Raw genomic sequence first — 24,370 nt, forward strand, 5'->3', positions numbered from 1 at the left:
GAGCCGTAAGCGCTGTGGGCAATGAGGCCCCTTCGCTCCGGACCGACGGTCATTGATCTGTCCGCATTGGTCCCTCTTCATCGCGACCGACATCGCCACCTGCGATGTCCGCATGGTGGAACGCGCTATCCGGTTTCCGAGAAGCCCTCCATCATGTAACCTGCACGAAATTTTGACGCCATGAGGGCCAACGTCGTCCCTCGGCACCTTGCACCTTTGCCACGACGACGACGGGAGAGCCGATGCGTTCCGACGCCTGGTCGCCCATGGACGGTCGCCCTGCTCAGCAGGGAATGTACGACCCCCGTAACGAGCACGACGCCTGTGGCGTCGGGTTCGTGGCCACCCTCACCGGTGTTGCCAGCCATGAGCTGGTCGAGCAGGCGTTGACCGTACTGCGCAATCTCGAACACCGCGGCGCCACCGGCTCCGAGCCCGACTCGGGCGACGGCGCCGGCATCCTGCTCCAGGTTCCCGACGCCTTCCTGCGCGAGGTCACCGACTTCGAGCTGCCCGAGGCGGGCGCGTACGCGGTCGGTATCGCCTTCCTGCCGGAGGACACCGCGGACGAGACGTGTACGCGGATCGAGGCCATCGCCGCCGAAGAGGGCCTGAACGTCCTCGGCTGGCGCGATATGCCGGTCGCGCCCGAGCTGCTCGGCGCCACCGCGCGCTCGACGATGCCGGTCTTCCGTCAGCTCTTCGTCGGTGGGGGCACCTCCCAGACGGAGTCTGGGGGAGGCAGCTCCACGGACATCGCCCTCGACCGCAAGGCCTTCGTCCTGCGCAAGCGGGCCGAGCGCGAGGCCGCGACGTACTTCCCGTCGCTGTCCGCCCGCACCGTCGTCTACAAGGGCATGCTGACCACCGGCCAGCTGGAGCCCTTCTTCCCCGATCTGTCGGACCGCCGCTTCGCGTCCGCGATCGCCCTGGTGCACTCGCGCTTCTCCACGAACACCTTCCCGTCGTGGCCGCTCGCGCACCCGTACCGCTTCGTCGCGCACAACGGTGAGATCAACACCGTCAAGGGCAACCGGAACTGGATGCGGGCCCGTGAGTCGCAGCTGGTCTCCGACCTCTTCGGCGAGAAGCAGCTCGACCGGATCTTCCCGGTCTGCACGCCGGACGCCTCCGACTCCGCCTCCTTCGACGAGGTCCTCGAGCTCCTTCACCTCGGCGGGCGTTCGCTGCCGCACTCCGTCCTGATGATGATCCCCGAGGCCTGGGAGAACCACGCCTCGATGGACCCGGCCCGGCGCGCGTTCTACCAGTACCACTCCACGATGATGGAGCCCTGGGACGGCCCGGCCTGTGTGACCTTCACCGACGGCACCCAGGTCGGCGCGGTTCTCGACCGCAACGGCCTGCGTCCCGGCCGCTACTGGGTCACCGACGACGGGCTCGTCGTGCTCGGCTCCGAGGTCGGCGTGCTCGACATCGACCCCGCGAAGGTGGTCCGCAAGGGCCGGCTGCAGCCCGGGCGGATGTTCCTCGTCGACACCAAGGAGCACCGCATCGTCGAGGACGACGAGATCAAGGCGGGCCTGGCCGCCGAGCAGCCCTACGCCGAGTGGCTCGAGGCCGGCGAGATCGAGCTCGAGGACCTCCCCGAGCGCGAGCACATCGTGCACACCCACGCCTCGGTCACCCGCCGTCAGCAGACCTTCGGCTACACCGAGGAAGAGCTGCGCATCCTGCTCACGCCGATGGCCAAGGCCGGTGCGGAGCCGATCGGTTCGATGGGCACGGACACCCCGATCGCGGCTCTGTCCGCCCGCCCGCGGCTGATCTTCGACTACTTCACGCAGCTGTTCGCGCAGGTCACCAACCCGCCGCTGGACGCCATCCGCGAGGAGCTCGTCACCTCGCTGCACAGCTCGCTCGGCCCGCAGGGCAATCTGCTCGAGCCGACGGCCGCCTCGTGCCGTTCGGTCACCCTGCCCTTCCCGGTGATCGACAACGACGAGCTGGCCAAGCTCATCCACATCAACGCCGACGGCGACATGCCCGGCATGAAGGCCGTGACCCTGTCCGGCCTGTACCGGGTCTCCGGCGGCGGCGACGCGCTCGCCGCCCGGATCGAGGAGATGTGCGCCGAGGCCGACGCCGCCATCGAGGCCGGCGCCCGTCTGATCGTGCTCTCCGACCGGCACTCCGACGCCGAGCACGCGCCGATCCCGTCGCTGCTGCTCACCGCCGCCGTGCACCACCACCTCATCCGCACCAAGCAGCGCACCCAGGTGGGTCTGCTGGTCGAGGCCGGCGATGTGCGCGAGGTCCACCACGTGGCCCTCCTCATCGGCTACGGCGCCGCGGCCGTCAACCCGTACCTCGCGATGGAGTCCGTCGAGGACCTCGTCCGGGCCGGAACGTTCCTGCCGGGCATCGAGCCCGAGCAGGCCATCCGGAACCTGATCTACGCCCTCGGCAAGGGCGTCCTCAAGGTCATGTCGAAGATGGGCATCTCGACCGTCGCCTCCTACCGCGGCGCGCAGGTCTTCGAGGCCGTCGGCCTGGACGAGGCCTTCGTCGAGAAGTACTTCAACGGCACCACCACCAAGATCGGCGGCGTCGGTATCGACGTCATCGCCGAAGAGGTCGCCGCCCGCCACGCCAAGGCCTACCCGGCCTCCGGTGTGCCCTCCGCGCACCGTGCCCTGGACATCGGCGGCGAGTACCAGTGGCGCCGCGAGGGCGAGCCGCACCTCTTCGACCCGGACACCGTCTTCCGTCTGCAGCACTCCACGCGGCAGCGCCGCTACGACGTGTTCAAGCAGTACACGGACCGCGTCAACGAGCAGTCCGAGCGCCTGATGACGCTGCGCGGCCTCTTCGGCTTCAAGTCGGGCCGCGACCCGATCTCCGTCGACGAGGTCGAGCCGGTCTCCGAGATCGTCAAGCGCTTCTCCACCGGCGCCATGTCGTACGGATCCATCTCCCGCGAGGCGCACGAGACCCTCGCCATCGCCATGAACCAGCTGGGCGGCAAGTCCAACACCGGTGAGGGCGGCGAGGACCCGGAGCGCCTGTACGACCCGGCGCGCCGCTCCAGCATCAAGCAGGTCGCCTCCGGCCGCTTCGGTGTGACCTCCGAGTACCTGGTCAACGCCGACGACATCCAGATCAAGATGGCCCAGGGCGCCAAGCCCGGCGAGGGCGGCCAGCTGCCGGGGCACAAGGTCTACCCGTGGGTGGCGAAGACCCGGCACTCGACGCCGGGCGTGGGGCTCATCTCCCCGCCGCCGCACCACGACATCTACTCCATCGAGGATCTGGCCCAGCTGATCCACGACCTGAAGAACGCCAACCCGCAGGCCCGCATCCACGTGAAGCTGGTCTCCGAGGTCGGCGTCGGCACGGTCGCCGCGGGTGTCTCCAAGGCGCACGCGGACGTGGTCCTGATCTCCGGCCACGACGGCGGCACGGGCGCGTCCCCGCTCACCTCGCTCAAGCACGCCGGCGGTCCCTGGGAGCTCGGCCTCGCCGAGACCCAGCAGACGCTGCTGCTCAACGGTCTGCGCGACCGCATCGTCGTGCAGACCGACGGCCAGCTGAAGACCGGCCGCGATGTCGTCATCGCCGCGCTCCTCGGCGCCGAGGAGTTCGGCTTCGCGACCGCGCCGCTCGTCGTCTCCGGCTGCGTCATGATGCGCGTCTGCCACCTGGACACCTGCCCGGTCGGCATCGCCACCCAGAACCCGACGCTGCGCGAGCGGTTCTCCGGCAAGGCCGAATACGTCGTGAACTTCTTCGAGTTCATCGCCGAAGAGGTCCGTGAGCTCCTCGCCGAGCTCGGCTTCCGCTCCATCGAGGAGGCCGTCGGCCACGCCGAACTCCTCGACACCGAGCGGGCCGTGGACCACTGGAAGGCCCAGGGTCTCGACCTGCAGCCGCTCTTCCACGTGCCGGACCTGCCCGCGGGTGCCGTGCGCCACCAGCTCATCGAGCAGGACCACGGCCTGGAGAAGGCGCTCGACAACGAGCTGATCAAGCTCGCCGCCGACGCCCTCGCCGCGAACTCCGCCCAGGAGGCGCAGGCGGTCCGCGCACAGGTCGCGATCCGCAACATCAACCGCACGGTCGGCACCATGCTCGGCCACGAGGTGACCAAGAAGTTCGGCGGCGCCGGCCTGCCCGACGACACCATCGACATCACGTTCACCGGCTCCGCGGGCCAGTCCTTCGGCGCCTTCGTGCCGCGCGGTGTGACGCTGCGCCTGGAGGGCGACGCCAACGACTACGTCGGCAAGGGCCTCTCCGGCGGCCGTCTGGTCGTCCGCCCGGACCGGGGCGCCGACCACCTCGCCGAGTACTCGACGATCGCGGGCAACACCATCGCGTACGGCGCGACCGGCGGGCAGATCTTCCTGCGCGGCCGGGTCGGCGAGCGGTTCTGTGTCCGCAACTCCGGTGCCACCGTGGTCTCCGAGGGCGTGGGCGACCACGGCTGCGAGTACATGACCGGCGGCCAGGCGGTGGTCCTCGGCGAGACGGGGCGTAACTTCGCGGCCGGTATGTCGGGCGGTGTCGCGTACGTCATCGACCTCGACCAGGACAACGTCAACGCCGGTAACGCGGGCGCCGTGGAGGCCCTCGACGACAGCGACAAGCAGTGGCTGCACGAGGTCGTGCGCCGCCACCAGGAGGAGACGGGCTCGACCGTCGCCGACAAGCTGCTCGCCGAGTGGGATGTCGCCGTGACCCGCTTCAGCAAGATCATCCCCAGTACGTACAAGGCAGTGCTCGCCGCCAAGGACGCCGCCGAGCTGGCCGGACTCCCCGAGTCCGAGACCCACGAGAAGATGATGGAGGCGGCGATCAATGGCTGACCCGAAGGGCTTCCTCAACCACGGCCGCGAGGTCGCCGAGACCCGCCCCGTCGGCGAGCGCGTGCAGGACTGGAACGAGGTCTACGTTCCCGGCTCGCTGCTTCCGATCATCTCCAAGCAGGCCTCGCGCTGCATGGACTGCGGCATCCCGTTCTGCCACAACGGCTGCCCGCTGGGGAACCTGATCCCCGAGTGGAACGACTACGCCTACCGCGAGGACTGGTCGGCGGCGTCCGAGCGGCTGCACGCCACCAACAACTTCCCGGAGTTCACGGGCCGGCTGTGCCCCGCTCCCTGTGAGTCGGCGTGTGTCCTCGGCATCAACCAGCCCGCCGTGACCATCAAGAACGTCGAAGTCTCGATCATCGACAAGGCGTGGGACAACAACGACGTCGCGCCGCAGGCCCCCGAGCGCCTGTCCGGCAAGACCGTCGCCGTCATCGGCTCGGGCCCGGCGGGTCTCGCCGCCGCCCAGCAGCTGACCCGGGCCGGGCACACCGTCGCCGTCTATGAGCGCGCGGACCGGATCGGCGGGCTCCTGCGCTACGGCATCCCCGAGTTCAAGATGGAGAAGGTGCACATCAACCGGCGTATCGAGCAGATGCGCGCGGAGGGCACCAAGTTCCGTACCGAGGTCGAGATCGGCCGCGACATCGACGCCGCGAAGCTGCGCAAGCGGTACGACGCCGTGGTGATCGCCGCCGGCGCGACGGTCTCGCGTGATCTGCCGGTGCCGGGCCGTGAGCTGAACGGCATCCACTTCGCGATGGAGTACCTGCCGCTCGCCAACAAGGTGCAGGAGGGCGACTACGTACAGCCGCCCATCACGGCCAAGGACAAGCACGTCGTCGTCATCGGCGGCGGCGACACCGGCGCCGACTGCGTGGGCACCGCCCACCGCCAGGGCGCGGCCTCCGTCACGCAGCTGGAGATCATGCCGAAGCCCGGCGAGGACCGTGCTCCGCACCAGCCCTGGCCGACCTTCCCGATGCTCTACAAGGTCACCTCGGCGCACGAGGAGGGCGGTGAGCGGGTCTACTCCGTCAACACCACCCACTTCGAGGGCGACGAGGACGGGAACGTGCAGTTCCTGCACCTGGTCGAGGTCGAGTTCATCGACGGCAAGCTGACCCAGAAGCCCGGCACCGAGCGCAGGATCCCCGCGCAGCTGGTCACCCTGGCCATGGGCTTCACCGGCACCGACCAGGAGAACGGCCTCGTCTCGCAGTTCGGTCTCGAGCTCGACGCCCGCGGCAACATCGCGCGTGACGAGGACTACCAGACCAACGTGCCGGGCGTGTACGTCGCCGGTGACGCGGGCCGCGGCCAGTCGCTCATCGTGTGGGCCATCGCCGAGGGCCGCTCGGCGGCCCGCGGTGTGGACCGGTTCCTGACGGGCGCGTCGGACCTGCCGGCTCCGATCCGGCCCACGGACCGTGCTCTGACGGTCTAGTCCGTACCACCCCAACTGACGCTCCGTACAACGGCGTACGGACCTGACGCGGCGCCTGCCAACTGTCCCCGACCGGACGTGGCGGGCGCTGCGGCGTTTCCCGCCCCTTCAAGGCCGTGACAGGTTGCGTCCTGCGCAATGGCCGATCCGTATGTTGCGCACCCCGCAATGGTGGTCACGGTTCGGCCGCGTATCCGGATGGGTCTAGACCGCTGTGATCCGCAGTGGTCAGAATCGCCAGCAGCGGAGGTCGCCTGCCAAGGCCTTCGCAGTGGACCGCCATCCAGGAGGCGCCGGTATGAAGCGACGTGTCATCGCCGCGGGAATCGCCATGACGCTCGGACTCACCGCGACGGCATGCGGCGGGGACTCGGGCGACGATTCCGCGACCGACGGCAAGGGCAAGACCCTCACCGTCTGGATCATGGAGGGGACCAACCCCGACGCCCGGCCGTTCTTCAAGGAGGCCGCCAAGGCCTTCAAGAAGAAGACCGGCGCCGACATCAAGGTCGAGTACCAGCAATGGGCCACCGCCCAGAAGAAGTTCACCACCGCCATCGAGGGCGGCGAGGAACAGGTGCCGGACGTCGCCGAGGTGGGCACCACCTGGGTACCGCAGTTCGCCGAGACCGGCGGGCTCGTCGATGTCACCGACAAGGTGAAGGAGTCAGGCCTCGGCGACGACCTCGTCGAGGGACTCAAGGACGCAGGAACGCTCGACGGCAAGCAGTACGGCATGCCCTGGTACGCCGGTGTGCGCTCGATCGTCTACCGCAAGGACCTCTTCGAGAAGCACAAGCTGAAGCCCCCGGCCAACTGGGACGAGCTGCGCAGCACCGTCAAGACGCTCAAGGAGAAGGAGCCGGACAAGATCGCCTTCCCGGTCGCGGGCGGCGCCGAGATGTTCGCGACCGCCTTCGTCTGGGGCGCCGGCGGTGAACTCGCCACCCAGCAGGGCGGGAAGTGGAAGTCCGCGATCAACTCGACCAAGGCGGTCGAGGGCATCCAGTACTACACCGACCTCGCCAAGAAGGAGAAGGTCTCCCCGGCCAAGGTGAACACCTGGACCGAGAAGGAGGTCGGCGACGCCTGGGGCAAGGGCCAGATCGCCATGTCGGTCGGCGGCAACTGGACGCCGAAGGCCATCGTCGAGGCCAACCCGGACCTGAAGGACAAGCTCGGCGCCGTCGCGATCCCCGGCAAGGACGGCGGCATGAGCCGGTCCTTCCTCGGCGGCTCGTATCTCTCCACCTTCAAGACCGACAAGCAGGATCTGGCCTGGGAGTTCGTCAAGCTCCTGACCACCGGTGAGTTCGCCGCCAAGTGGGCCGAGCAGACCAACTACTTCCCCGGCCAGAACTCCGAGCTGGAGAAGGTCGCCGCCAAGAAGGACCCGCTGGTCGAGCCGTTCGCCAAGCAGATGCTCGAGGCCGGCGCGACCGTGCCGAAGACCAAGTCGTACGGCGAGATCCAGGCCTCGCAGGTGGTCCCCGGCATGATCCAGTCCATTCTCAGCGGCAAGGCGAGCGTCCAGGAGGCGGCCGACAAGGCGGCCAAGGACATGGACGCCATCTTCGCCAAGGACGAGTAGGCACGTGAAAGAGACGCTCACCGGCGGCCCGGACACCCAGGACACCCCGGTGTCCGGCGGCCCGGCGGGCCCCGCCGCCGCGGCCCGCCGCAGAAGGCTCACCGAACTCGGCCGTCCCTGGCTGCTCCTCGCGCCCGCCCTCGTCGTCCTCGCCGGACTGCTGCTCTGGCCGCTCGTCCAGGTGGGCAAGCTGTCGCTGCAGGACTACGAGGTCAAGTTCGGCGGCGGCGTCGGCACGTTCACCGGGCTCGACCACTACACCGACCTGCTCACCAGCGAACTGCTGTGGAAGACGGTCCTGCCCAACACCGTGTTCTTCGCCTTCGCCTGTGTGGGGCTCACCATCGCGCTCGGCACCCTGGTGGCACTGCTGCTCAACCGGCTCGGCGCGACCTGGCGGCTGATCTGCTCCGTGGCGATCCTCGCGGCCTGGGCAATGCCGGCGGTCACCGGCACCTACGTATGGATCTGGCTGTTCCAGCCGCAGGACGGGCTGTTCAGCCAACTCGCCGCGGGGGCGGGCCTGATCGACCCGGAGACCACCAACTGGTTCACCGAGCGGCTGCCGTTCTACGCCATCGCCACGGTGAACGTGGTGCACCACGGCTTCCCGTTCGTCGCCATCACCGTGCTCGCGGGGCTGCTCACCATCCCCAAGGAGCTGTACGAGGCGGGCATGATCGACGGCGCCAACGCCTGGCAGCGGTTCTGGAAGATCACCGTGCCCACCATCAAGCCGGTGTTCCTGGTCGTGACGATCCTCTCCACCATCTGGGACTTCAAGGTCTTCACCCAGGTCTTCGTGATGCCGGGCGGCAACGGCTCCAATCCCGATGTCTACAACCTCGGGGTCTTCTCCTATATCGAGGCGTTCGCCAAGAACGACTACGGCACCGGGGCGGCGGCCGCCGTGCTGCTCACCCTGCTGCTTCTGGTGATCACGATCGTCTATATCCGGACGCTGTTCCGGCAGGGGGAGGAGGAGCTGTGACCTTCCCCAAGCTCTCGGCTTCGCTCGACCAGGGGAGACCCCTGTGCCGTATCGGCCTCGGCAGCGCCGTCGTCGCGCTCCTGGTCTTCACGCTGTTCCCCGTCTACTGGATGGTCTCCACCGCCCTCGACCCGAAGGCGCTCACCCGCGGCTCCGACGTGCTGCCCAGCGGGATCACCCTCGACCACTTCCAACTGGTCTTCGAGAAGGGCAACTTCGGTACGTATCTGCTGAACTCGGCGGTCGTGGGCATCGGGACGATCGTGGCCGCCGCGGTGCTCTCGCTGTTCGCGGCGATCGCGGTGGCCCGCTTCAAGTTCCGCTTCCGCACCTCCGTGCTGATCATGATCCTGATCGTGCAGATGGTGCCGCTCGAGGCCCTGGTCATCCCGCTGTTCATCCAGATGCGCGACTACGACCTGCTCAACTCGCTGCTCGGGCTGACCATCGTCTACATCGCCCTGTCCCTGCCGTTCGCGATCTGGACGCTGCGCGGCTTCGTCGCCACGGTGCCGAAGGAGGTCGAGGAGGCGGCCTATCTCGACGGGGCGTCCTGGCCGCGGATGTTCTGGTCGGTGCTGCTTCCGCTGGTGGCGCCGGGGCTCGTGGCCACCTCGATCTTCGCGTTCATCACCGCGTGGAACGAGTTCGTGTTCGCGTACACCTTCATGAAGGGCAGCGACAAGTACACGGCGGCCGTGGGCATTTACCAGTTCTTCGGCGAGAACTCCACGGCCTGGGGCCCTGTGATGGCCAGCTCCACGCTGGTCACGGTGCCCGTGATGATCTTCTTCGTGATCGTCCACCGCAGGCTCGGCTCCGGGCTCGCGGCCGGCGCGGTGAAGGGCTGAACGCCGGGCGGCAGCGGACGTACCGCCGGTAAGAGGGCTCGCCTCCGTTATTGACTATTAGTCAATTACGGGGGCATGCTCATGCCCGGAAGACCCGCAGCCGTCGTTCGCAGCAGCCGGGAGGACCCGTGAGCACCGATGCGCAAAGCCAGTTGAGTACGGAGGTGGGGGCGCGGCTCCCGGAGAGCTTCGGGCGGCTCGATCCCGGACAGCTCACGCTGCTCGCGGACGCGCTGCGCCGCGAGCGGGAAAGCCGCGCGGCCGGCCTCAACGAGGCCGCCGAAGAGGCGCTGAAACTGGTGCCCGCCCTGGCCCGTGGACCCGTCCGCCGTATCCTCTTCCGCTAAGGAGCCGACCGCCATGGACAAGCTCCGCAACCGCGCCGAGACCCTGAAGATCGCCCAACTCCTCGCCGTCGAGCCGGAGTCGCTCGCGTTCCTGCGCGAGCTGCCCGCCGAGGACGTCCGCGCGTTTCGCGAGGAAGCCGTCGCCGCGCTCTTCGACCGCGCCCCCGAGATGCTCGACCGGATCGCCGCCGCCACCAAGCTGGTGCCCGCCGGTGTGGCCGCCGCCATCTCGCAGAAGGCGCTCGGCCCCCGGCTCGCGGCCGCCGTCGCGGGCCGCCTCGAACCGGGGCGCGCCGCCGACATCATCGAGAAGCTGCCGGTCGCCTTCACCGCCGAGTCCTGCGGGTATCTCGACCCGCGGAAGATCGCCGGCATCGTCGACCGCCTCGACGAGAATCTGCTCGTCCGGATCGCCGTCGCGCTCGCCGAGCGTGGCGACCATCTGACCATGGGCCGCTTCGTCGGCTATCTGCGGGACTCCGCGCTCACCCGGATCCTGCCGCAGGTGGACGACGCGACCGTCCTCAAGGCCGGGTTCGCCATCGACCGCGCCGACCGGCTCGGCCAGATCATCGCCCTGATGGGGGAGGAACGCCTGGCCAAGGTGATCGCGAAGGCCGCGGACGGACTGTGGCCCGAGGCGCTCGCCATCGCCGGCATGGTCACCGGCCAACAGCGCGGCCATATCGCCTCGTTGGCCGCCGCGCAGCCGCCCGAGCGCCTCGACTCGCTGGTCGCCGTGGCCTCCGAGCAGGATCTGTGGGAGTCACTGCTGCCGCTGGTCGCGGTCCTGAACGAGGAGGAGCGGGGCGCCGTGGCCGTGCTGCCCTCGCTGCGCGGCGCGGAGGTGCTCACCGGCGTGGTGCGCGCCGTCGTCGCCACCGCCTTGTGGGCCGAGTTCCTGCCGCTGGTGCGGCTGCTGCCGGAGGAGTCCCGCAAGACGGTCGCCGACGTGGCGGGCGCACTGTCGGACACCGAGCTGGACGCGCTGGCCCGCGAGGTCGACAAGCAGGACTTGTGGGAACTGGTGCTGCCGCTCGTCGAGTTGATGGACGACGCCGCCAAGACCCGGATCTTCGAGCTGCCCGCGTTTCAGGAGGCCGGGGGGTAAGGGCCCGCCCGCTGTCTTCCAGGTGTCCGGCGCCCCGGAGGGCTTGAGCCTTCCGGGGCGCCGGGCGATGCAGCCGTGTCCGGGGCGGTCAGCGGCCCGAGGGCGGGCAGGACGTCTCGCCGCCGTCGACGGTGAACTCCGAGCCCGTGATGTACGAGGACGCGTCGGAGACCAGATAGCCGACGAGGCTCGCGACCTCCTCCGGGCGGCCCATCCGGCCGACCGGCAGATGGGACCAGTCCAGGCCCTCCGCGGCCGCGGCGACCATCGGGGTGTGGATCGGCCCCGGGCACACGGAGTTGACCCGGACCCGGTAGGGGGCGAGGTCCCGCGCGGACGTACGGGTCAGGCTGCTGAGGCCGGACTTGGAGGCGCCGTAGGCCGCGTGCCCCGGCAGTCCCCTCTGGGCGGCTATCGAGGAGATGTTCACGATCGAGCCGCTGCCCGCGTCCTTCAGGGCCGGCAGCACGGCCTGGATGCCGAGGAACGGCCCGAGCAGATTGATGCGCAGCAGACTCTCGAAGTTCTCGTACGTCTCGTCCTCCACGGTCGCCGTGTTCCACACGCCCGCGTTGTTCACCAGCGCGTCGAGCCGCCCGAACCGGTCGAGCCCGGCGCGCACGGCAGCCGCCCAGCTCGCCGCGTCGGTCACGTCATGACGTACGAACAGGCCTTGCTCCCCAAGGGACTTGGCCACCTGCCGGCCCTCTTCCTCCAGCAGGTCCGTGAGCACGACCCGGGCCCCGGCCTCCGCGCACAGCTGGGCTTCCGCCGCGCCCTGGCCACGGGCCGCGCCCGTGATGAGCACCGTCTTGCCGTCCAGCGAGATCATGCGTCTTCCCTTCGACTGCCGTATATGACTAATCGGCATACTTACCTTCGGGTGGCGTAATCTCAACCGCCCGGAGGGTCTTCGCGGAGAAACGGGACAGGAGCAGCGCCATGCCGGCAGCCATCAGTCTGCGCAAGGTCGAGGAGACCGCTCCCGCGCTCGTCAGCCTCTACAAGAGCGCGGGCGTCTGCCTCGACAAGCACGGTCTGGGCGGCCAGCGTGCCGCGGTCTATCTGGTCCTGGACTACTCGGGCTCCATGCGCGACTACTACAAGGACGGCAGCGTGCAGGCCCTGGCCGACCGGGTGCTTGGGCTCTCCGCGCATCTGGACGACGACGGGTCCGTGCCCGCCGTGCTCTTCTCCACCGATATCGACGCCGTCGACTCCATCGCCCTGGACAACCACGCCGGCCGGATCGGGCAGATCGTGTCCCGGCTCGGGCACATGGGCAAGACCAGCTATCACCTCGCCATGGACGCGGTCATCGACCACTACCTCGACAGCGGCGCGCAGGACCCCGCCCTGGTGGTGTTCCAGACCGACGGCGGCCCGATCAGCAGGCCCGCCGCCGAGCGCTATCTGTGCAAGGCGGCGAAGCTGCCGCTGTTCTGGCAGTTCATCGGGTTCGGCGACCCGGCGAGCAAGCAGTTCGACTTCCTGCGCAAGCTGGACGAACTGCCCGTACCCGCACGGCGCGTGGTGGACAACGCCGGGTTCTTCCACGCCGGCAGCGACCCGAGGTCCGTACCGGACGACGTGCTGTACGACCAGCTCCTGGGAGAGTTCCCCGGGTGGCTCGCGGCGGCCAGGGCGCAGGGCATCGTCAGGACGGCGTAGCGGCCCCGAGCACCCGCGCCCGGCACTGCGCGGGCGTGCCCCAAGCGGTGCGCAGGGCCTGGGCCTTGCGGATCCACAGGGACAGATCGAGCTCCTCGGTGTAGCCGATGGCGCCGTGCAGCTGCAGGGCGGTGCGCGAGGCCTGGTAGGCCGCTTCGCCCGCGGCGGCCTTCGCGGCGGCGATATCGGGCCCGCTCATGGAGAGGGCGGCGCCGTAGAGCAGCGGCTCGGCGAACTCCAGGGCCACCAAGGTGTCGGCGAGGCGGTGCTGCACGGCCTGGAAGGAGCCGATGGGGGTGCCGAACTGGGTGCGCTGCTTGACGTATTCCACGGTCTGCGCGAGAAGTGCGCGGCCCACGCCGAGCGCCTGAGCGGCGGTGGCGAAGGCGGCCCATTCCCCGGCGACCCGTGCCGCGACGGCGGCTCCTTCTCCGCGGGCGAGGAGTTCACCGCCGCCTTCCGGGCGGGCGAGCCGGCGTGCGGGGTCGGCGGAGGGATGCGTCGCGCCGCAGGCCGGGGCCAGCCGGATTTCTCTCTCCCCGCCCACCACGCACAGCTGGGCCGCATCCGCGTCCACGGCGTACGAGGCGTCCACGGCGAGCGTCGCCATCGCGCCCCCCGAGGCGAGCGACGGCAGGAACCGCTTCCCCGGGGCCGGATCGCCCTGCGCCGCCAGCGAGTCAAGGAGGGCCGCCACGGCCACCGTCTCCACCACGGGACCCGGCACCGCATGCCGACCCAACTCCACGAACGCCACGGCAAGTTCGACCGGCAGCGGGCCCACGCCCTCGTGTTCCTCCGGGACCGCCAGGGCGAAGACGCCCGCCTCGGCAAGCCGTGACCACAGCGCGCGGCCGGGGCCGAAGTCGCCCGCGCCCCAGGCCCGTACGGACGAAGGGGTGTCCGCGGCCGTCAGCATCGCGTCGAGCGTGCGCCCGAACTCCCGCTGCTCCGTGTCGAGGAGGAACCTCATGCCCGGCGTCCCTTCGGCAGGCCGAGCAGCCGCTCGGCGATGATGTCGCGCTGGATCTCGTTGGTGCCCGCGTAGATGGGCCCCGCGAGCGAGAAGACATACCCTTCCGCCCACTCCCCGGCCGCCAACTCGCCGTCCACGCCCAGGAGATCGAGCGCCGTCTCGTGGACGCGGATGTCGTACTCCGACCAGAACACCTTGTTCAGGCTGGACTCCGCGCCGATCGTCTCCCCGGCCGCGAACCGGGAGGCGTTGGCCGCCGTGAACAGCCGGTACGCCCGCGCGCCGATCACCGCGTCCGCCACCCGGTCGCGCAGTGCCGTGTCGCCCGGGTCGCCGTGCGTGCGCCACAGCTCCACCAGGCGGTCCGCCGTCGCCAGGAAGCGGCCGGGGGAGCGCAGGGTGAGACCACGTTCGTTGCCGGTGGTCGACATGGCGATCCGCCAGCCCTGGCCCGGCTCGCCGATCACATCCGCGTCGGGCACGAAGACCCGGTCGAGAAAGAGCTCCGCGAAGGCCGGCCGGCCGTCGAGGCGCCCGATGGGCCGGACCGTCACCCCGGGCGCGCGCAGATCGAACATCAGATACGTCAGGCCCCGGTGCGGCTTCCCGGCCGCGGCGCCCTCCGGGTCGCTGCGGAAGATCCCGAACGCCCGGTCGGCGAACGCCGCCCGCGACGACCAGGTCTTCTGGCCGGTGAGCAGCCAGCCCCCTTCGGTGCGCTCGGCGCGGGACTTCAGGGACGCGAGGTCCGAGCCCGACTCCGGCTCCGACCAGGCCTGCGCCCAGATCACCTCGCCGCTCGCCATGGCGGGCAGGACCCGGGCCTTCTGCTCGTCCGTGCCGTGATCGAGGAGGGTGGGCGCGAGCAGGTTGATGCCGTTCTGCGAGACGCGTCCCGGCGCGCCCGCCGCGTAGTACTCCTCCTCGAAGATCAGCCACTTGAAGATGTCCACGCCCCGGCCGCCGTACTCCCGCGGCCAGGAGACCACCGACCAGCGGTCCGCGTGCAGCCGGGCCTCCCAGGCGCGGTGCTGTGCGAAGCCCTCCTCGGTCTCCAGTGAAGTCAGCGGCCCGGGCGGCACGTTGGCCGCGAGCCAGGTGCGTGCCTCCTGCCGGAAGGCCTCTTCCTCAGGTGACTGGTCCAGGTCCACGGGGCGCCCCACTCCCTTCCCTAACAAGTGTTTGGTAGGTTAGCCTCCTGCCGTGACGGACAACAAGCCGCAGTACGTAACCGGGCACGGACTCCTCACCGGGCGCACCGCAGTGATCACCGCGGCCGCCGGCGCCGGGATCGGCGGGGCCACCGCGCGCCGCTTCCTGGAAGAGGGCGCGTCCGTCGTCATCAGCGATGCCCACGAGCGGCGCCTGGCCGAATCCGGGGCCGGGCTCGCCAAGGAGTTCGGCGCCGACCGCATCACCTCACTGCCCTGCGACGTCACCGACGAAGAGCAGGTACAGGCCCTCTTCTCGTACGCCGCCGACACCCACGGGCGCCTCGACCTCGTCGTCAACAACGCCGGCCTCGGCGGCACTTCGGACCTCGTGGACATGAGCGACGAGCAGTGGTCACGGGTGCTCGACGTCACCCTGAACGGCACCTTCCGCTGTGTCCGCGCCGCCCTGCGCGCCTTCAAGGACTCCGGGCACGGCGGCGTCATCGTCAACAACGCCTCGGTCGTCGGCTGGCGGGCCCAGCGCGGCCAGGCCCACTACGCCGCCGCGAAGGCCGGCGTGATGGCCCTCACCCGGTGTGCCGCGGTCGAGGCGGCCGAGTACGGCGTACGCGTGAACGCCGTGGCGCCGAGCCTCGCCATGCACCCGCACCTGGTGAAGGTCACCACCCCCGAACTGCTCGAAGAGCTCACCGCCCGCGAGGCGTTCGGGCGGTACGCGGAGCCCTGGGAGGTGGCCAACGCCATCGTGTTCCTCGCCGCCGACTACTCCTCGTACATGACGGGCGAAGTCGTCTCCGTCAGCAGCCAGCACTCCTAGGACGACGGGCGACGGACGACAATGGGCATGTGCCGAACAGCAAGAAGAAGTCACCGGTGACCCCCGCGTCACCCGCCCGCCGCAGCGAACTCCTCGCCACCGCAGCCGAGGTCTTCGCCGCGCACGGCTACAACGCCACCACCGTCCGCAAGATCGCCGACGAGGCGGGGATGCTCGCGGGCAGCCTCTACTACCACTTCGACTCCAAGGAGGGGATCCTCGACGAGATCCTCTCCACCTTCCTCGACGAGCTGTGGCAGGGCTACGACGCCGTGCTCGCCGCCGACCTCGGCCCGCGCGAGACCATCGAGGCCCTGGTCACCGAGTCCTTCCGGGAGATCGACCGGCATCGCGCCGCCGTCGCGATCTACCAGAAGGAGTCCGCACACCTCGCCAAGCAGCCCCGCTTCGGATATCTCGCCGAGTCCCAGCAGAAGTTCGAGAAGGCCTGGCTCGGCACCCTCGAACGCGGCGTCGACGCCCAGGTCTTCCGCTCCGACCTGGACATCCGGCTCACCTACCGCTTTGTGCGCGACACCGTGTGGGTGGCCGCCTCCTGGTACCGACCGGGTGGCCGGCACAGCCCCGAAGAGATCGCCCGCCAGTACCTGTCGATGGTCCTGGACGGCATCGCCGTACGCAGCCCGTGACCGGGTGAACGGCCACAACCGCCGTATACAACCGACCTGTTGAGGAGTTGTCATGCCCGAGGCCTACATAGTCGACGCGGTCCGTACGCCGGTGGGGCGCCGCAAGGGCGCACTTGCCGAGGTCCACCCCGCCGACCTCGGGGCGCATGTCCTGAAGGCCCTCGTCGAGCGCTCGGGCATCGACGCCGCCGCCGTCGAGGACGTCGTCTTCGGCTGCCTCGACACGGTCGGACCGCAGGCCGGCGATATCGCCCGCACCGCATGGCTGGCCGCGGGCCTGCCCGAGGAGGTGCCCGGCACCACCGTCGACCGGCAGTGCGGCTCCTCCCAGCAGGCCGTGCACTTCGCCGCCCAGGGCGTCCTGTCCGGCACCCAGGACCTGGTGGTCGCCGGCGGTGTGCAGAACATGTCGATGATCCCCATCGCCTTCGCGTCCCGGCAGGCCGGCGAGCCCCTCGGCCTGACCGACGGCCCCTTCCACGGCTCCGAGGGCTGGCGCGCCCGGTACGGCACCCAGCCGGTGAACCAGTTCCACGGCGCCCAGCTGATCGCCGAGAAATGGGGGATCACGCGGCGCGACATGGAGGAGTTCGCGCTCCGCTCCCACCAGCGGGCCGTCCGCGCCATCGACGAGGGCCGCTTCGAGCGCGAGACCGTGTCCTACGGCGACATCACCACGGACGAGGGCCCGCGCCGCGACACCACCCTGGAGAAGATGGCCGGACTGAAGCCGGTCCTCGACGGCGGCACCATCACCGCGGCCGTCTCCTCCCAGGTCTCCGACGGCGCCGCGGCCCTGCTCCTCGCCTCCGAGCGGGCCGTACGCGAACACGGCCTGACCCCGCGGGCCCGGGTGCACCATCTCTCCGTACGCGGCGAGGACCCCATCCGGATGCTGTCCGCGCCGATCCCGGCGACCGCCTACGCCCTGAAGAAGGCCGGCATGGCGATCGGCGACATCGACCTGGTCGAGATCAACGAGGCGTTCGCGCCGATCGTCCTCGCCTGGCTGAAGGAGACGGGCGCCGACCCGGAGCGCGTCAACGTGAACGGCGGCGCCATCGCGCTCGGTCACCCGCTTGGCGCCACCGGCGCCAAGCTGATGACGACACTGCTGCACGAGCTGGAGCGGACCGGCGGACGATATGGGCTCCAGACCATGTGCGAGGGCGGCGGCCAGGCCAACGTGACCATCGTCGAGCGCCTCTGAGGCCCCATTTTCCGGGCCCGGACAAGTGGGACGAGCCCCGACGGCGCGGGCGTGCTATGGTTCAGGAGTTGCAGTTTTGGTACCCATGAACTTTATGTGCGCCTGACGGGAATGTTCCTCAGGCGCATTATTGTTTTTCCGGCGGCTTTCTCCGGATGGGGCCCTTACACCTATCAGGAGATTCAAGAATGGCAGCTGGCACCGTCAAGTGGTTCAACTCGGAAAAGGGCTTCGGCTTCATCGAGCAGGAGGGCGGCGGTCCCGACGTCTTCGCCCACTACTCGAACATCGCCACCCAGGGCTTCCGGGAGCTCCTCGAGGGCCAGAAGGTGACCTTCGACGTCGTGCAGGGCCAGAAGGGCCCGCAGGCGGAGAACATCGTCCCGGCCTAATCGCCTCGGACGACGTGAACCCGTAGGCCGGGGCCCGCACCGTCACGGTGCGGGCCCCGGTTTCTGCTGTCTTCTGCTGTCCTCAGGAGGACCATTCCGTATGACCAGCTCCGCACGTCCTGCCCGCGCCGGTAACGGTGACAAGAACTCCGGCCGTACAGGGCGAGGCGGCCAGTCCCAGAGCCGCGGCGGCCAGAGCCAGGCCCGTGGTGGCCGCGGCGGCCAGAGCCGTGGTGGCCAGGCCCAGGGCCGTGGTGGCCAGGGCCGTGGCGGCAAGGCGCCCGCCCGTCGCGCCGCTCCCCAGCAGGGGGGCGAGTTCGCCATGCCGGAGACCGTGTCCCCGGCGCTGCCCGCCGTCGAGGCGTTCGCCGATCTCGATATGCCCGCCGCCCTCCTGAAGACGCTCGCCGCCCAGGGCGTGACCGAGCCCTTCCCGATCCAGGCCGCGACGCTGCCCAACTCCCTTGCGGGCCGCGACATCCTGGGCCGTGGACGCACCGGCTCCGGCAAGACCCTCGCCTTCGGCCTCGCTCTGCTCGCCCGCACCGCGGGCCGCCGCGCGGCGCCGAAGTCCCCGCTCGCGCTGGTGCTCGTGCCCACGCGTGAGCTGGCCCAGCAGGTCACCGACGCCCTGACGCCGTACGCCACCTCCGTACAGATACGTCTTGCCACCGTCGTGGGCGGAATGTCGATCACCAAGCAGGCCGGCACCCTGCGCCGTGGCGCCGAGGTCGTGGTGGCCACGCCCGGACGGCTCAAGGACCTCATCGAGCGCGGCGACTGCGAGCTCGGACAGGTGGCGATCACGGTCCTCGACGAGGCCGACCAGATGGCCGACATGGGCTTCATGCCGCAGGTCACGGCCCTCCTGGAGCAGGTCGACGCGACGGGGCAGCGGATGCTGTTCTCGGCGACCCTCGACCGGAACATCGACCGGCTCGTACGCCGGTATCTGACCGACCCCGTGGTGCACTCCGTCGACCCGTCCGCCGGCGCGGTCGTCACGATGGACCACCATGTGCTGCACGTCGCCGACGAGACGGACAAGAAGGCCGTGGCCATGCGGATCGCCGCCCGTGACGGGCGGGTGATCCTCTTCGTGGACACCAAGCGGGCCGCGGACCGCTTCGCCAAGCGGCTGCTCGGTCAGGGCGTGCGGGCGGCGGCGCTGCACGGCGGACGTTCGCAGCCGCAGCGCAACCGCACCCTGGAGCAGTTCAAGAACGGCACGGTCACCGCGCTCGTCGCCACCAACGTCGCGGCCCGCGGTATCCACGTCGACGACCTGGACCTGGTCGTGAACGTGGACCCGCCCGTCGACCACAAGGACTATCTGCACCGCGGCGGGCGTACGGCGCGGGCCGGGGAGTCCGGGAGCGTGGTCACGCTGGTGCTGCCCGAGCAGAAGCGCGAGATGAGCCGGCTGATGTCCGTCGCGGGTATCTCCGCCTCGACCGCGCGGGTCAAGTCCACGGACGAGGAGCTGGCGCGGATCACGGGGGCCCGGGAGCCTTCGGGTGTGCCGGTGGTCCTTGAGGTTCCGGCTCCGCAGCAGCCTGCCCGCTCGGGTGGGTCGCGTTCGGGTGGGTCGCGGTCCGGGGGTTCGCGTTCCGGTGGTTCGCGTTCCGGTGGTTCGCGTTCCGGTGGTTCGCGCTCCGGTGCGGGGCGGTCGAAGTCCGGCTCCGGGGCCGGGTCGGGGTCCGGTGCCGGGTCCGCCGCGGGCGCCGGGCAGCGGCGGTCCTCCTCGCGTGGGCGCAGGCCGGGGCCGGGGTCGCAGGGGCGGCGCGCGGCGGCTTGATCTTTCCCCTGCCCGCCCCTTCCCGAAGGTCCTGAGCGGACGGCTGTCCTCAATCGCCGGGCGGGCTGATTCATCAGCCCGCCCGGCGATTGACGTAAGGGGCGGGGCCAGGGAAAGAAGCGCGTCTCAGCCGACCAGGCGGGATCGCAGGCCCAGCAGAGTCGCCGCGTCCAGGCCGAGGCCGCTTCTCAGGTAGCCGCCGAGGCCTCCGAAGTCCTGGGAGGCCTGGTCCAGGGCAGCCGTCAGGTAGTTCTGCCGCACTTCCTGGACCGGGATCAGGAGATCGGGGTTCTGCATGAGGCCCAGTGCCTTGACCTGCTCACGGAGCTTGCGGTCCGCCTCGGCGCGGTAGGTGTTGGACAGCAGGTAGTCCTGCTCCGCGACCGTCCCGGGGACCCCCACCGCGCGCAGCACCAGGTAACTCGTCCAGCCTGTGCGGTCCTTGCCGGATGTGCAGTGGTAGAGGAGCGGGCCCCTGTTCGCGCCCGCGAGGTCGCGCAGCGTCGCGGCGAACTGGCCGCGGTTCGCGGGGTCGGTGACGAAGGTGCGGTAGATCCGCCGCATCAGCTCCTCGGCGCGGCCGCCGCCGAGCCACTCCTCCTGCTTGACCGGGTCCTTGGAGCCGATGATCTGCAGGAGCTGGGCGTACAGGCCCAGGTCGCTCACCGGGCGGGCCAGCGGGGTGAGGCCGGCGGGCAGCCGGTCGGGGCCGTTCCGCTCGACTTCGAAGGGCACCCGGAAGTCGACCACCCGGGTCAGGGCCAGCGTGGCGAGCACACTCACGTCGGCGTCGGTGAGCTTGCCCAGTTCGTCGGCGCGGAACGCCCGGCCGTAACGGACGCTCTCGCCGTCGTAGGTGCGACAGCCGCCCAGGTCGCGGACGTTGACCGCGCCGTGGAGCGGGACGTGCCGGACGGCGCCCCGCGTCGAGGGGCGGGCCACGGCCACCGGGGTGGTGAGCGCGGCGCCGGCCACGGACAGTGCGGCGGTGCTCAGCAGTGCGCGTCTGGAGAGGGGCATGGCTGAACTCCCGTGCGGGATAGGGAAGTCACCCTGGTGTCGGCAGGGTGCCGAGCTTGTTCAGGGAGTGCGCTGTACCGCCTTCGCCCAGGGCGCGCAGGGTGTCGTCTGCCTGCGTCATGACGCGCTCCACCAGCTCGGCGCACGACGGCAGGTCCTCGATCACCCCCGCGACCTGACCGGAGGCCATCACGCCGAGGTCGGTGCGGCCCTCGACCATCGATGCCTTGAGCAGCATCGGCGTATTGGCGGCCAGGAGGACCTGGCTCCAGGTCAGCTCCTTGCCGTGTTTCATCGCCAGGCCGTCCCGGATCATCTGGGACCAGGAGAGGCCGGAGAGCTTCTTGAAGGCGGCGGCATGCCGCACGGCGCGCGCGAGGGTTCTCGTACGGCCGGAGTTCTCAAGGGAGTTGACCAGGTCCGTGCGGAGCATGCGGTGCGGCAGGCCGTCCACGGCGGTCGTGACCGTCACGTCCTTCACGGACGCCGCGAGATAGCGGGCCTTCACCGCGTCCGGGACGGTCGAGTCCGAGGTGAGCAGGAAACGGGTGCCCATCGCGACCCCCGCCGCCCCGTACGCGAGCGCCGCGACCAGGCCGCGCCCGTCGTGGAAGCCGCCCGCCGCGATCACGGGGATGCCGACCGCGTCGACGACTTGGGGGAGCAGCACGGTCGTCGCCACGTCACCGGTGTGGCCGCCGCCCTCGCCGCCCTGCACGATCACCGCGTCCGCGCCCCAGGCCGCCACCTTCTCGGCGTGCCGCCGGGCGCCGATGGAGGGGATGACGACGACCCCGGCGTCCTTGAGCTCCGCGATCAGCTCGCGTGAGGGGGCGAGGGCGAAGGAGGCGACCCGGACGCCCTCGTCGATGATGATCCGTACGCGGTCGCGGGCGTCCGCCGCGTCCGCGCGCAGGTTGACCCCGAAGGGCTGGTCCGTACGGGACTTGACCTCGCGCACCGCCGCCTTCAGCTGGTCGGCGGTCATGGTCGCGGAGGCCAGGACGCCGAGGGCGCCGGCGTTCGCGGTGGCCGACACCAGGCGGGGGCCCGCGACCCAGCCCATGCCGGTCTGCACCAGCGGGTGGCGTACCCCGGTCAGTTCCGTCAGGGCGGTCCTCATCGTGCGGGCACCTCGCGTTCGCGCAGGCCCTTCGGGTCGATCACCTCGCGGATCAACTCCAGTTCGTGGGCCGTGGGTTCACGGGTGTACGGAGCGTCGTCGGGGATGGTGAGGGCGAAGCCGGTGGCCTCCGTGACCTGCTCGACCGTCACCCCGGGGTGCAGGGACGCGAGGCGCATCGTGTGGCCGGGCGTCGCGAAGTCGAAGACGCCGAGGTCGGAGACGACCCGGGGGAGGCGGTGGTAGCGGGTGACCGAGGGCCCGGCCGCGGCGGCGCTGTCGTAGCCGACGCCGCACACCATGTCGACCTTGTCGACGAAGACACGGGTGGAGTGCTTGGGAACCCAGTAACTGGTGGGGTGGTTGATGGAGTTGACCGGGGCGCCGCGGACGCCGAGGAGCTGGCGTGCGGGCCGCTGCCAGTCGCCGATGCAGGAGATGTTCTGGTTGCCGAAGCGGTCGATCTGGCTGGCGCCCATCATGACGTGCCGTTTGCCGCCGGTGGCGAGGGCCAGATGCTGGCGGTACGGCAGCCAGCCCTCGGGCGCCCCGTCGAGGTCGACGATCATGGCCTCGCCGTCGGTGAGCAGCAGATCGGGTGCGAAGGTGCGCTTGGCCAGGCGCGCGCCGAAGCCGGGGATCAGGCCCATCGGGCTGGCGAGCACCTCCCCGTTGTCCCGCCAGGCCTCGGCGCAGGCGATGACGCAGTACTCGGCGCGGGTCGCGGTCGTCGTCGCGGTCTTCGTCGACGTGGGAGGTGTCACTTCTGCTCCTCGTGCCAGGCCTCGACGGCCGACTGGTAGGCGGCCTCGTCGCCGGCGAGGAACCGCTCGGTGAACTCGGCGTACGGCGTGCTCGCGTAGTGCTTCTGGAAGGCTTCGTCGCGGCCGTAGTCGGGGGCGCAGGAGGTGAAGTGCGCGCCGTTCGGGGTCTCGACGACCCCGGTGACGCTGTGCCGTTTGACGAGCAGCGTCTGCGGCGCGGCCTCCTTGGTCAGCTCGCCGGTCTCCACGATCCGCTCGCAGGAGAGATACGCGGTCTCGGCGGCCTCGCAGAACAGGTCGTCGAAATAGGGGTCGGGGCCCAGGTACTGGCCGTTGCCGAGCCGGTCGGCGCGGTTGAGGTGCACGAAGGCCGCGTCGAGGCGCAGGGCCGGCATGGCGAGCAGCTCCTCGCCGTCCTCGTAGGGCGAAGTGACCGTCCGCAGCTGAGGGTTGACCCGCATGACGTCCGAGCCGAGGCCGGCGCGCACCGGCAGGAAAGGCAGCCGGTTGGCGGCCGCGTGCAGCCCCCACATGAACATCGCCTCGTCGATCTCCATCAGCTCGAAGTCGCCGCGCTGCCTGGCCGCCCGGAAGTGCGGCTCCAGCGGGATCGAGTCGAGGGTCGTGAAGGGCGTGACCAGTTTGCGGATCTTCCCCGCGGCGGCGAGCAGGCCGACGTCGGGGCCGCCGTACGAGACGACGGTGAGGTCGGTGATCTCGGAGCGGAGCAGTGCGCGCACCAGGGCCATGGGTTTACGGCGGGCGCCCCAGCCGCCGACGCCGAGGGTCATCCCGCTCTCCAGGCGGCCGATGACGGCCTCCACGGACATGGTCTTGTCGGTCACGACTGCTTCTCCTCGCCGAAGGTGTTCCGGACCCGGTCGGCGACTCCGCTGAGGTTCGCCTCGAAGGTGAAGCCCTGCTCGAAGCGGTAGCTGCGGCGTACGTCGACGGGGTCGATGCCGTTGATGGCGGCCTTGGCCAGGCGCAGCAGGTAGCCGTCCTTGGCGGCGATCTCGCGCGCCAGCTCCAGGGCCGCGTCGTGCAGTTCACCGCCCGGTACGACCCGCCACACCGAGCCGTGTGCGTGCAGCTCGGCCGCCGTGGCCGTGCGGGAGGTGTAGTACAGGGCGCGCATCAGGTGCTGGGGCACGAGACGGGACAGATGGGTGGCGGCGCCGAGTGCGCCGCGGTCGAGCTCGGGCAGACCGAAGGTGGCGTCCTCACTGGCCACGATCGCGTCCGCGTTGCCGACGAGGCCGATACCGCCGCCCAGACAGAAGCCCCGCACGGCCGCGACGACCGGGACCTCGCACTCGTACACCGCCGAGAACGCCGCGTAGCAGCCGCGGTTGGCGCCGACCAGGGCGTCGTGCCCGGGGTCGCGCTGCATCTCCTTGATGTCGACGCCCGCGTTGAAGCCGCGGCCCGCGGCGGTCAGGACGACACAGCGGGTGCCGGGGTCACGGCCCGCTGCGGTGACGACGTCGGCCAGGTCGTACCAGCCTTGTACGGGCAGGGCGTTGACGGGCGGGAAGTCGACCGTGACGAGCGCGATGCCCTTGTCCGGGCTCGAGGTGGAGACACCCATGGGAGGATCA

General features: G+C 70.3%; 21 protein-coding genes. 13 read left to right on the plus strand and 8 right to left on the minus strand.

The window, feature by feature from the left end:
• The first annotated feature begins 242 nt into the window (after positions 1-242).
• The 7 genes from gltB (at position 243) to ACFQVC_RS19740 (ending at position 11,173) form a co-directional block, all read left to right on the plus strand.
• A complete protein-coding gene (gene gltB / locus ACFQVC_RS19710) occupies positions 243-4,829 on the plus strand; it encodes a glutamate synthase large subunit (RefSeq protein WP_381831802.1) in 4,587 nt (1,528 codons plus the stop codon).
• Positions 4,822-6,282, plus strand: a complete 1,461-nt coding sequence (locus ACFQVC_RS19715; RefSeq protein WP_381831803.1) for a glutamate synthase subunit beta — start codon at positions 4,822-4,824, stop codon at positions 6,280-6,282. Before gltB ends, ACFQVC_RS19715 begins: the two co-directional genes overlap by 8 nt.
• A 298-nt stretch (positions 6,283-6,580) precedes the next feature.
• On the plus strand, positions 6,581-7,873 hold the full coding sequence (locus tag ACFQVC_RS19720) for a sugar ABC transporter substrate-binding protein (RefSeq protein ID WP_381831804.1): 1,293 nt from the start codon (positions 6,581-6,583) through the stop codon (positions 7,871-7,873).
• Between the two features lie 4 nt (positions 7,874-7,877).
• On the plus strand, positions 7,878-8,864 hold the full coding sequence (locus ACFQVC_RS19725; protein WP_381831805.1) for a carbohydrate ABC transporter permease: 987 nt from the start codon (positions 7,878-7,880) through the stop codon (positions 8,862-8,864).
• Positions 8,861-9,715, plus strand: a complete 855-nt coding sequence (locus tag ACFQVC_RS19730) for a carbohydrate ABC transporter permease (RefSeq protein WP_381831806.1) — start codon at positions 8,861-8,863, stop codon at positions 9,713-9,715. Before ACFQVC_RS19725 ends, ACFQVC_RS19730 begins: the two co-directional genes overlap by 4 nt.
• A 128-nt stretch (positions 9,716-9,843) precedes the next feature.
• Positions 9,844-10,062, plus strand: coding sequence for a hypothetical protein (locus tag ACFQVC_RS19735; protein WP_381831807.1), 219 nt, complete (start codon positions 9,844-9,846; stop codon positions 10,060-10,062).
• A gap of 13 nt (positions 10,063-10,075) precedes the next feature.
• Positions 10,076-11,173 carry a hypothetical protein gene (locus ACFQVC_RS19740; protein ID WP_381831808.1) on the plus strand — a complete coding sequence of 366 codons (1,098 nt, stop codon included), beginning with the start codon at positions 10,076-10,078 and terminating at the stop codon, positions 11,171-11,173.
• 88 nt (positions 11,174-11,261) lie between these two features.
• On the opposite strand, the gene ACFQVC_RS19745 is transcribed toward ACFQVC_RS19740, so the two are convergent.
• Positions 11,262-12,005: an SDR family NAD(P)-dependent oxidoreductase gene (locus tag ACFQVC_RS19745; RefSeq protein ID WP_381831809.1), complete on the minus strand. Its 744-nt coding sequence runs from the start codon at positions 12,003-12,005 to the stop codon at positions 11,262-11,264.
• A gap of 110 nt (positions 12,006-12,115) precedes the next feature.
• Here ACFQVC_RS19745 and ACFQVC_RS19750 point away from each other — a divergent pair, with 110 nt between their 5' ends.
• Entirely contained in the window at positions 12,116-12,844 is a 729-nt protein-coding gene (locus ACFQVC_RS19750) for a vWA domain-containing protein (protein ID WP_381831810.1), read from the plus strand.
• On the opposite strand, the gene ACFQVC_RS19755 is transcribed toward ACFQVC_RS19750, so the two are convergent.
• Positions 12,831-13,817 carry an acyl-CoA dehydrogenase family protein gene (locus ACFQVC_RS19755; protein ID WP_381831811.1) on the minus strand — a complete coding sequence of 329 codons (987 nt, stop codon included), beginning with the start codon at positions 13,815-13,817 and terminating at the stop codon, positions 12,831-12,833. The two genes, ACFQVC_RS19750 and ACFQVC_RS19755, sit on opposite strands and share 14 nt — an antisense overlap.
• Positions 13,814-14,971, minus strand: coding sequence for an acyl-CoA dehydrogenase family protein (locus ACFQVC_RS19760; RefSeq protein WP_381831812.1), 1,158 nt, complete (start codon positions 14,969-14,971; stop codon positions 13,814-13,816). The genes ACFQVC_RS19755 and ACFQVC_RS19760 overlap by 4 nt, the downstream gene beginning before the upstream one ends.
• A gap of 52 nt (positions 14,972-15,023) precedes the next feature.
• Here ACFQVC_RS19760 and ACFQVC_RS19765 point away from each other — a divergent pair, with 52 nt between their 5' ends.
• The 5 genes from ACFQVC_RS19765 to ACFQVC_RS19785 all read left to right on the plus strand — a co-directional run bounded on the left by ACFQVC_RS19765 (position 15,024) and on the right by ACFQVC_RS19785 (position 19,862).
• Positions 15,024-15,812, plus strand: a complete 789-nt coding sequence (locus ACFQVC_RS19765) for an SDR family oxidoreductase (RefSeq protein ID WP_381831813.1) — start codon at positions 15,024-15,026, stop codon at positions 15,810-15,812.
• A gap of 29 nt (positions 15,813-15,841) precedes the next feature.
• Entirely contained in the window at positions 15,842-16,462 is a 621-nt protein-coding gene (locus tag ACFQVC_RS19770) for a TetR/AcrR family transcriptional regulator (RefSeq protein ID WP_381831814.1), read from the plus strand.
• 52 nt (positions 16,463-16,514) lie between these two features.
• Positions 16,515-17,672 carry an acetyl-CoA C-acetyltransferase gene (locus ACFQVC_RS19775; protein WP_381831815.1) on the plus strand — a complete coding sequence of 386 codons (1,158 nt, stop codon included), beginning with the start codon at positions 16,515-16,517 and terminating at the stop codon, positions 17,670-17,672.
• A 188-nt stretch (positions 17,673-17,860) separates the two neighbouring features.
• The gene (locus ACFQVC_RS19780) at positions 17,861-18,064 is read left to right on the plus strand and encodes a cold-shock protein (RefSeq protein WP_381831816.1); all 204 of its coding nucleotides are present in this window, start codon (positions 17,861-17,863) and stop codon (positions 18,062-18,064) included.
• A 100-nt stretch (positions 18,065-18,164) separates the two neighbouring features.
• Positions 18,165-19,862 (plus strand): DEAD/DEAH box helicase, encoded by a 1,698-nt coding sequence (locus ACFQVC_RS19785; RefSeq protein ID WP_381831817.1) that lies wholly within the window; start codon positions 18,165-18,167, stop codon positions 19,860-19,862.
• Between the two features lie 126 nt (positions 19,863-19,988).
• Here ACFQVC_RS19785 and ACFQVC_RS19790 read toward each other — a convergent pair whose 3' ends face one another.
• From ACFQVC_RS19790 to ACFQVC_RS19810, 5 genes are read right to left on the minus strand one after another with little or no spacing between them, the layout of a single operon-like run.
• A complete protein-coding gene (locus ACFQVC_RS19790; RefSeq protein ID WP_381831818.1) occupies positions 19,989-20,882 on the minus strand; it encodes a tyrosine-protein phosphatase in 894 nt (297 codons plus the stop codon).
• Between the two features lie 28 nt (positions 20,883-20,910).
• Positions 20,911-22,005, minus strand: coding sequence for an NAD(P)H-dependent flavin oxidoreductase (locus ACFQVC_RS19795; protein WP_381831819.1), 1,095 nt, complete (start codon positions 22,003-22,005; stop codon positions 20,911-20,913).
• Positions 22,002-22,769: a CoA-transferase subunit beta gene (locus tag ACFQVC_RS19800; RefSeq protein ID WP_381831820.1), complete on the minus strand. Its 768-nt coding sequence runs from the start codon at positions 22,767-22,769 to the stop codon at positions 22,002-22,004. Before ACFQVC_RS19800 ends, ACFQVC_RS19795 begins: the two co-directional genes overlap by 4 nt.
• A complete protein-coding gene (locus tag ACFQVC_RS19805) occupies positions 22,766-23,614 on the minus strand; it encodes a CoA transferase subunit A (RefSeq protein ID WP_381831821.1) in 849 nt (282 codons plus the stop codon). Before ACFQVC_RS19805 ends, ACFQVC_RS19800 begins: the two co-directional genes overlap by 4 nt.
• Positions 23,611-24,360, minus strand: a complete 750-nt coding sequence (locus ACFQVC_RS19810) for an enoyl-CoA hydratase family protein (RefSeq protein ID WP_381831822.1) — start codon at positions 24,358-24,360, stop codon at positions 23,611-23,613. The genes ACFQVC_RS19805 and ACFQVC_RS19810 overlap by 4 nt, the downstream gene beginning before the upstream one ends.
• Between the last annotated feature and the right edge of the window lie 10 nt (positions 24,361-24,370).

The organism is Streptomyces monticola (genome assembly GCF_042665355.1).
GTDB classification, from domain to species: domain Bacteria; phylum Actinomycetota; class Actinomycetes; order Streptomycetales; family Streptomycetaceae; genus Streptomyces; species Streptomyces monticola.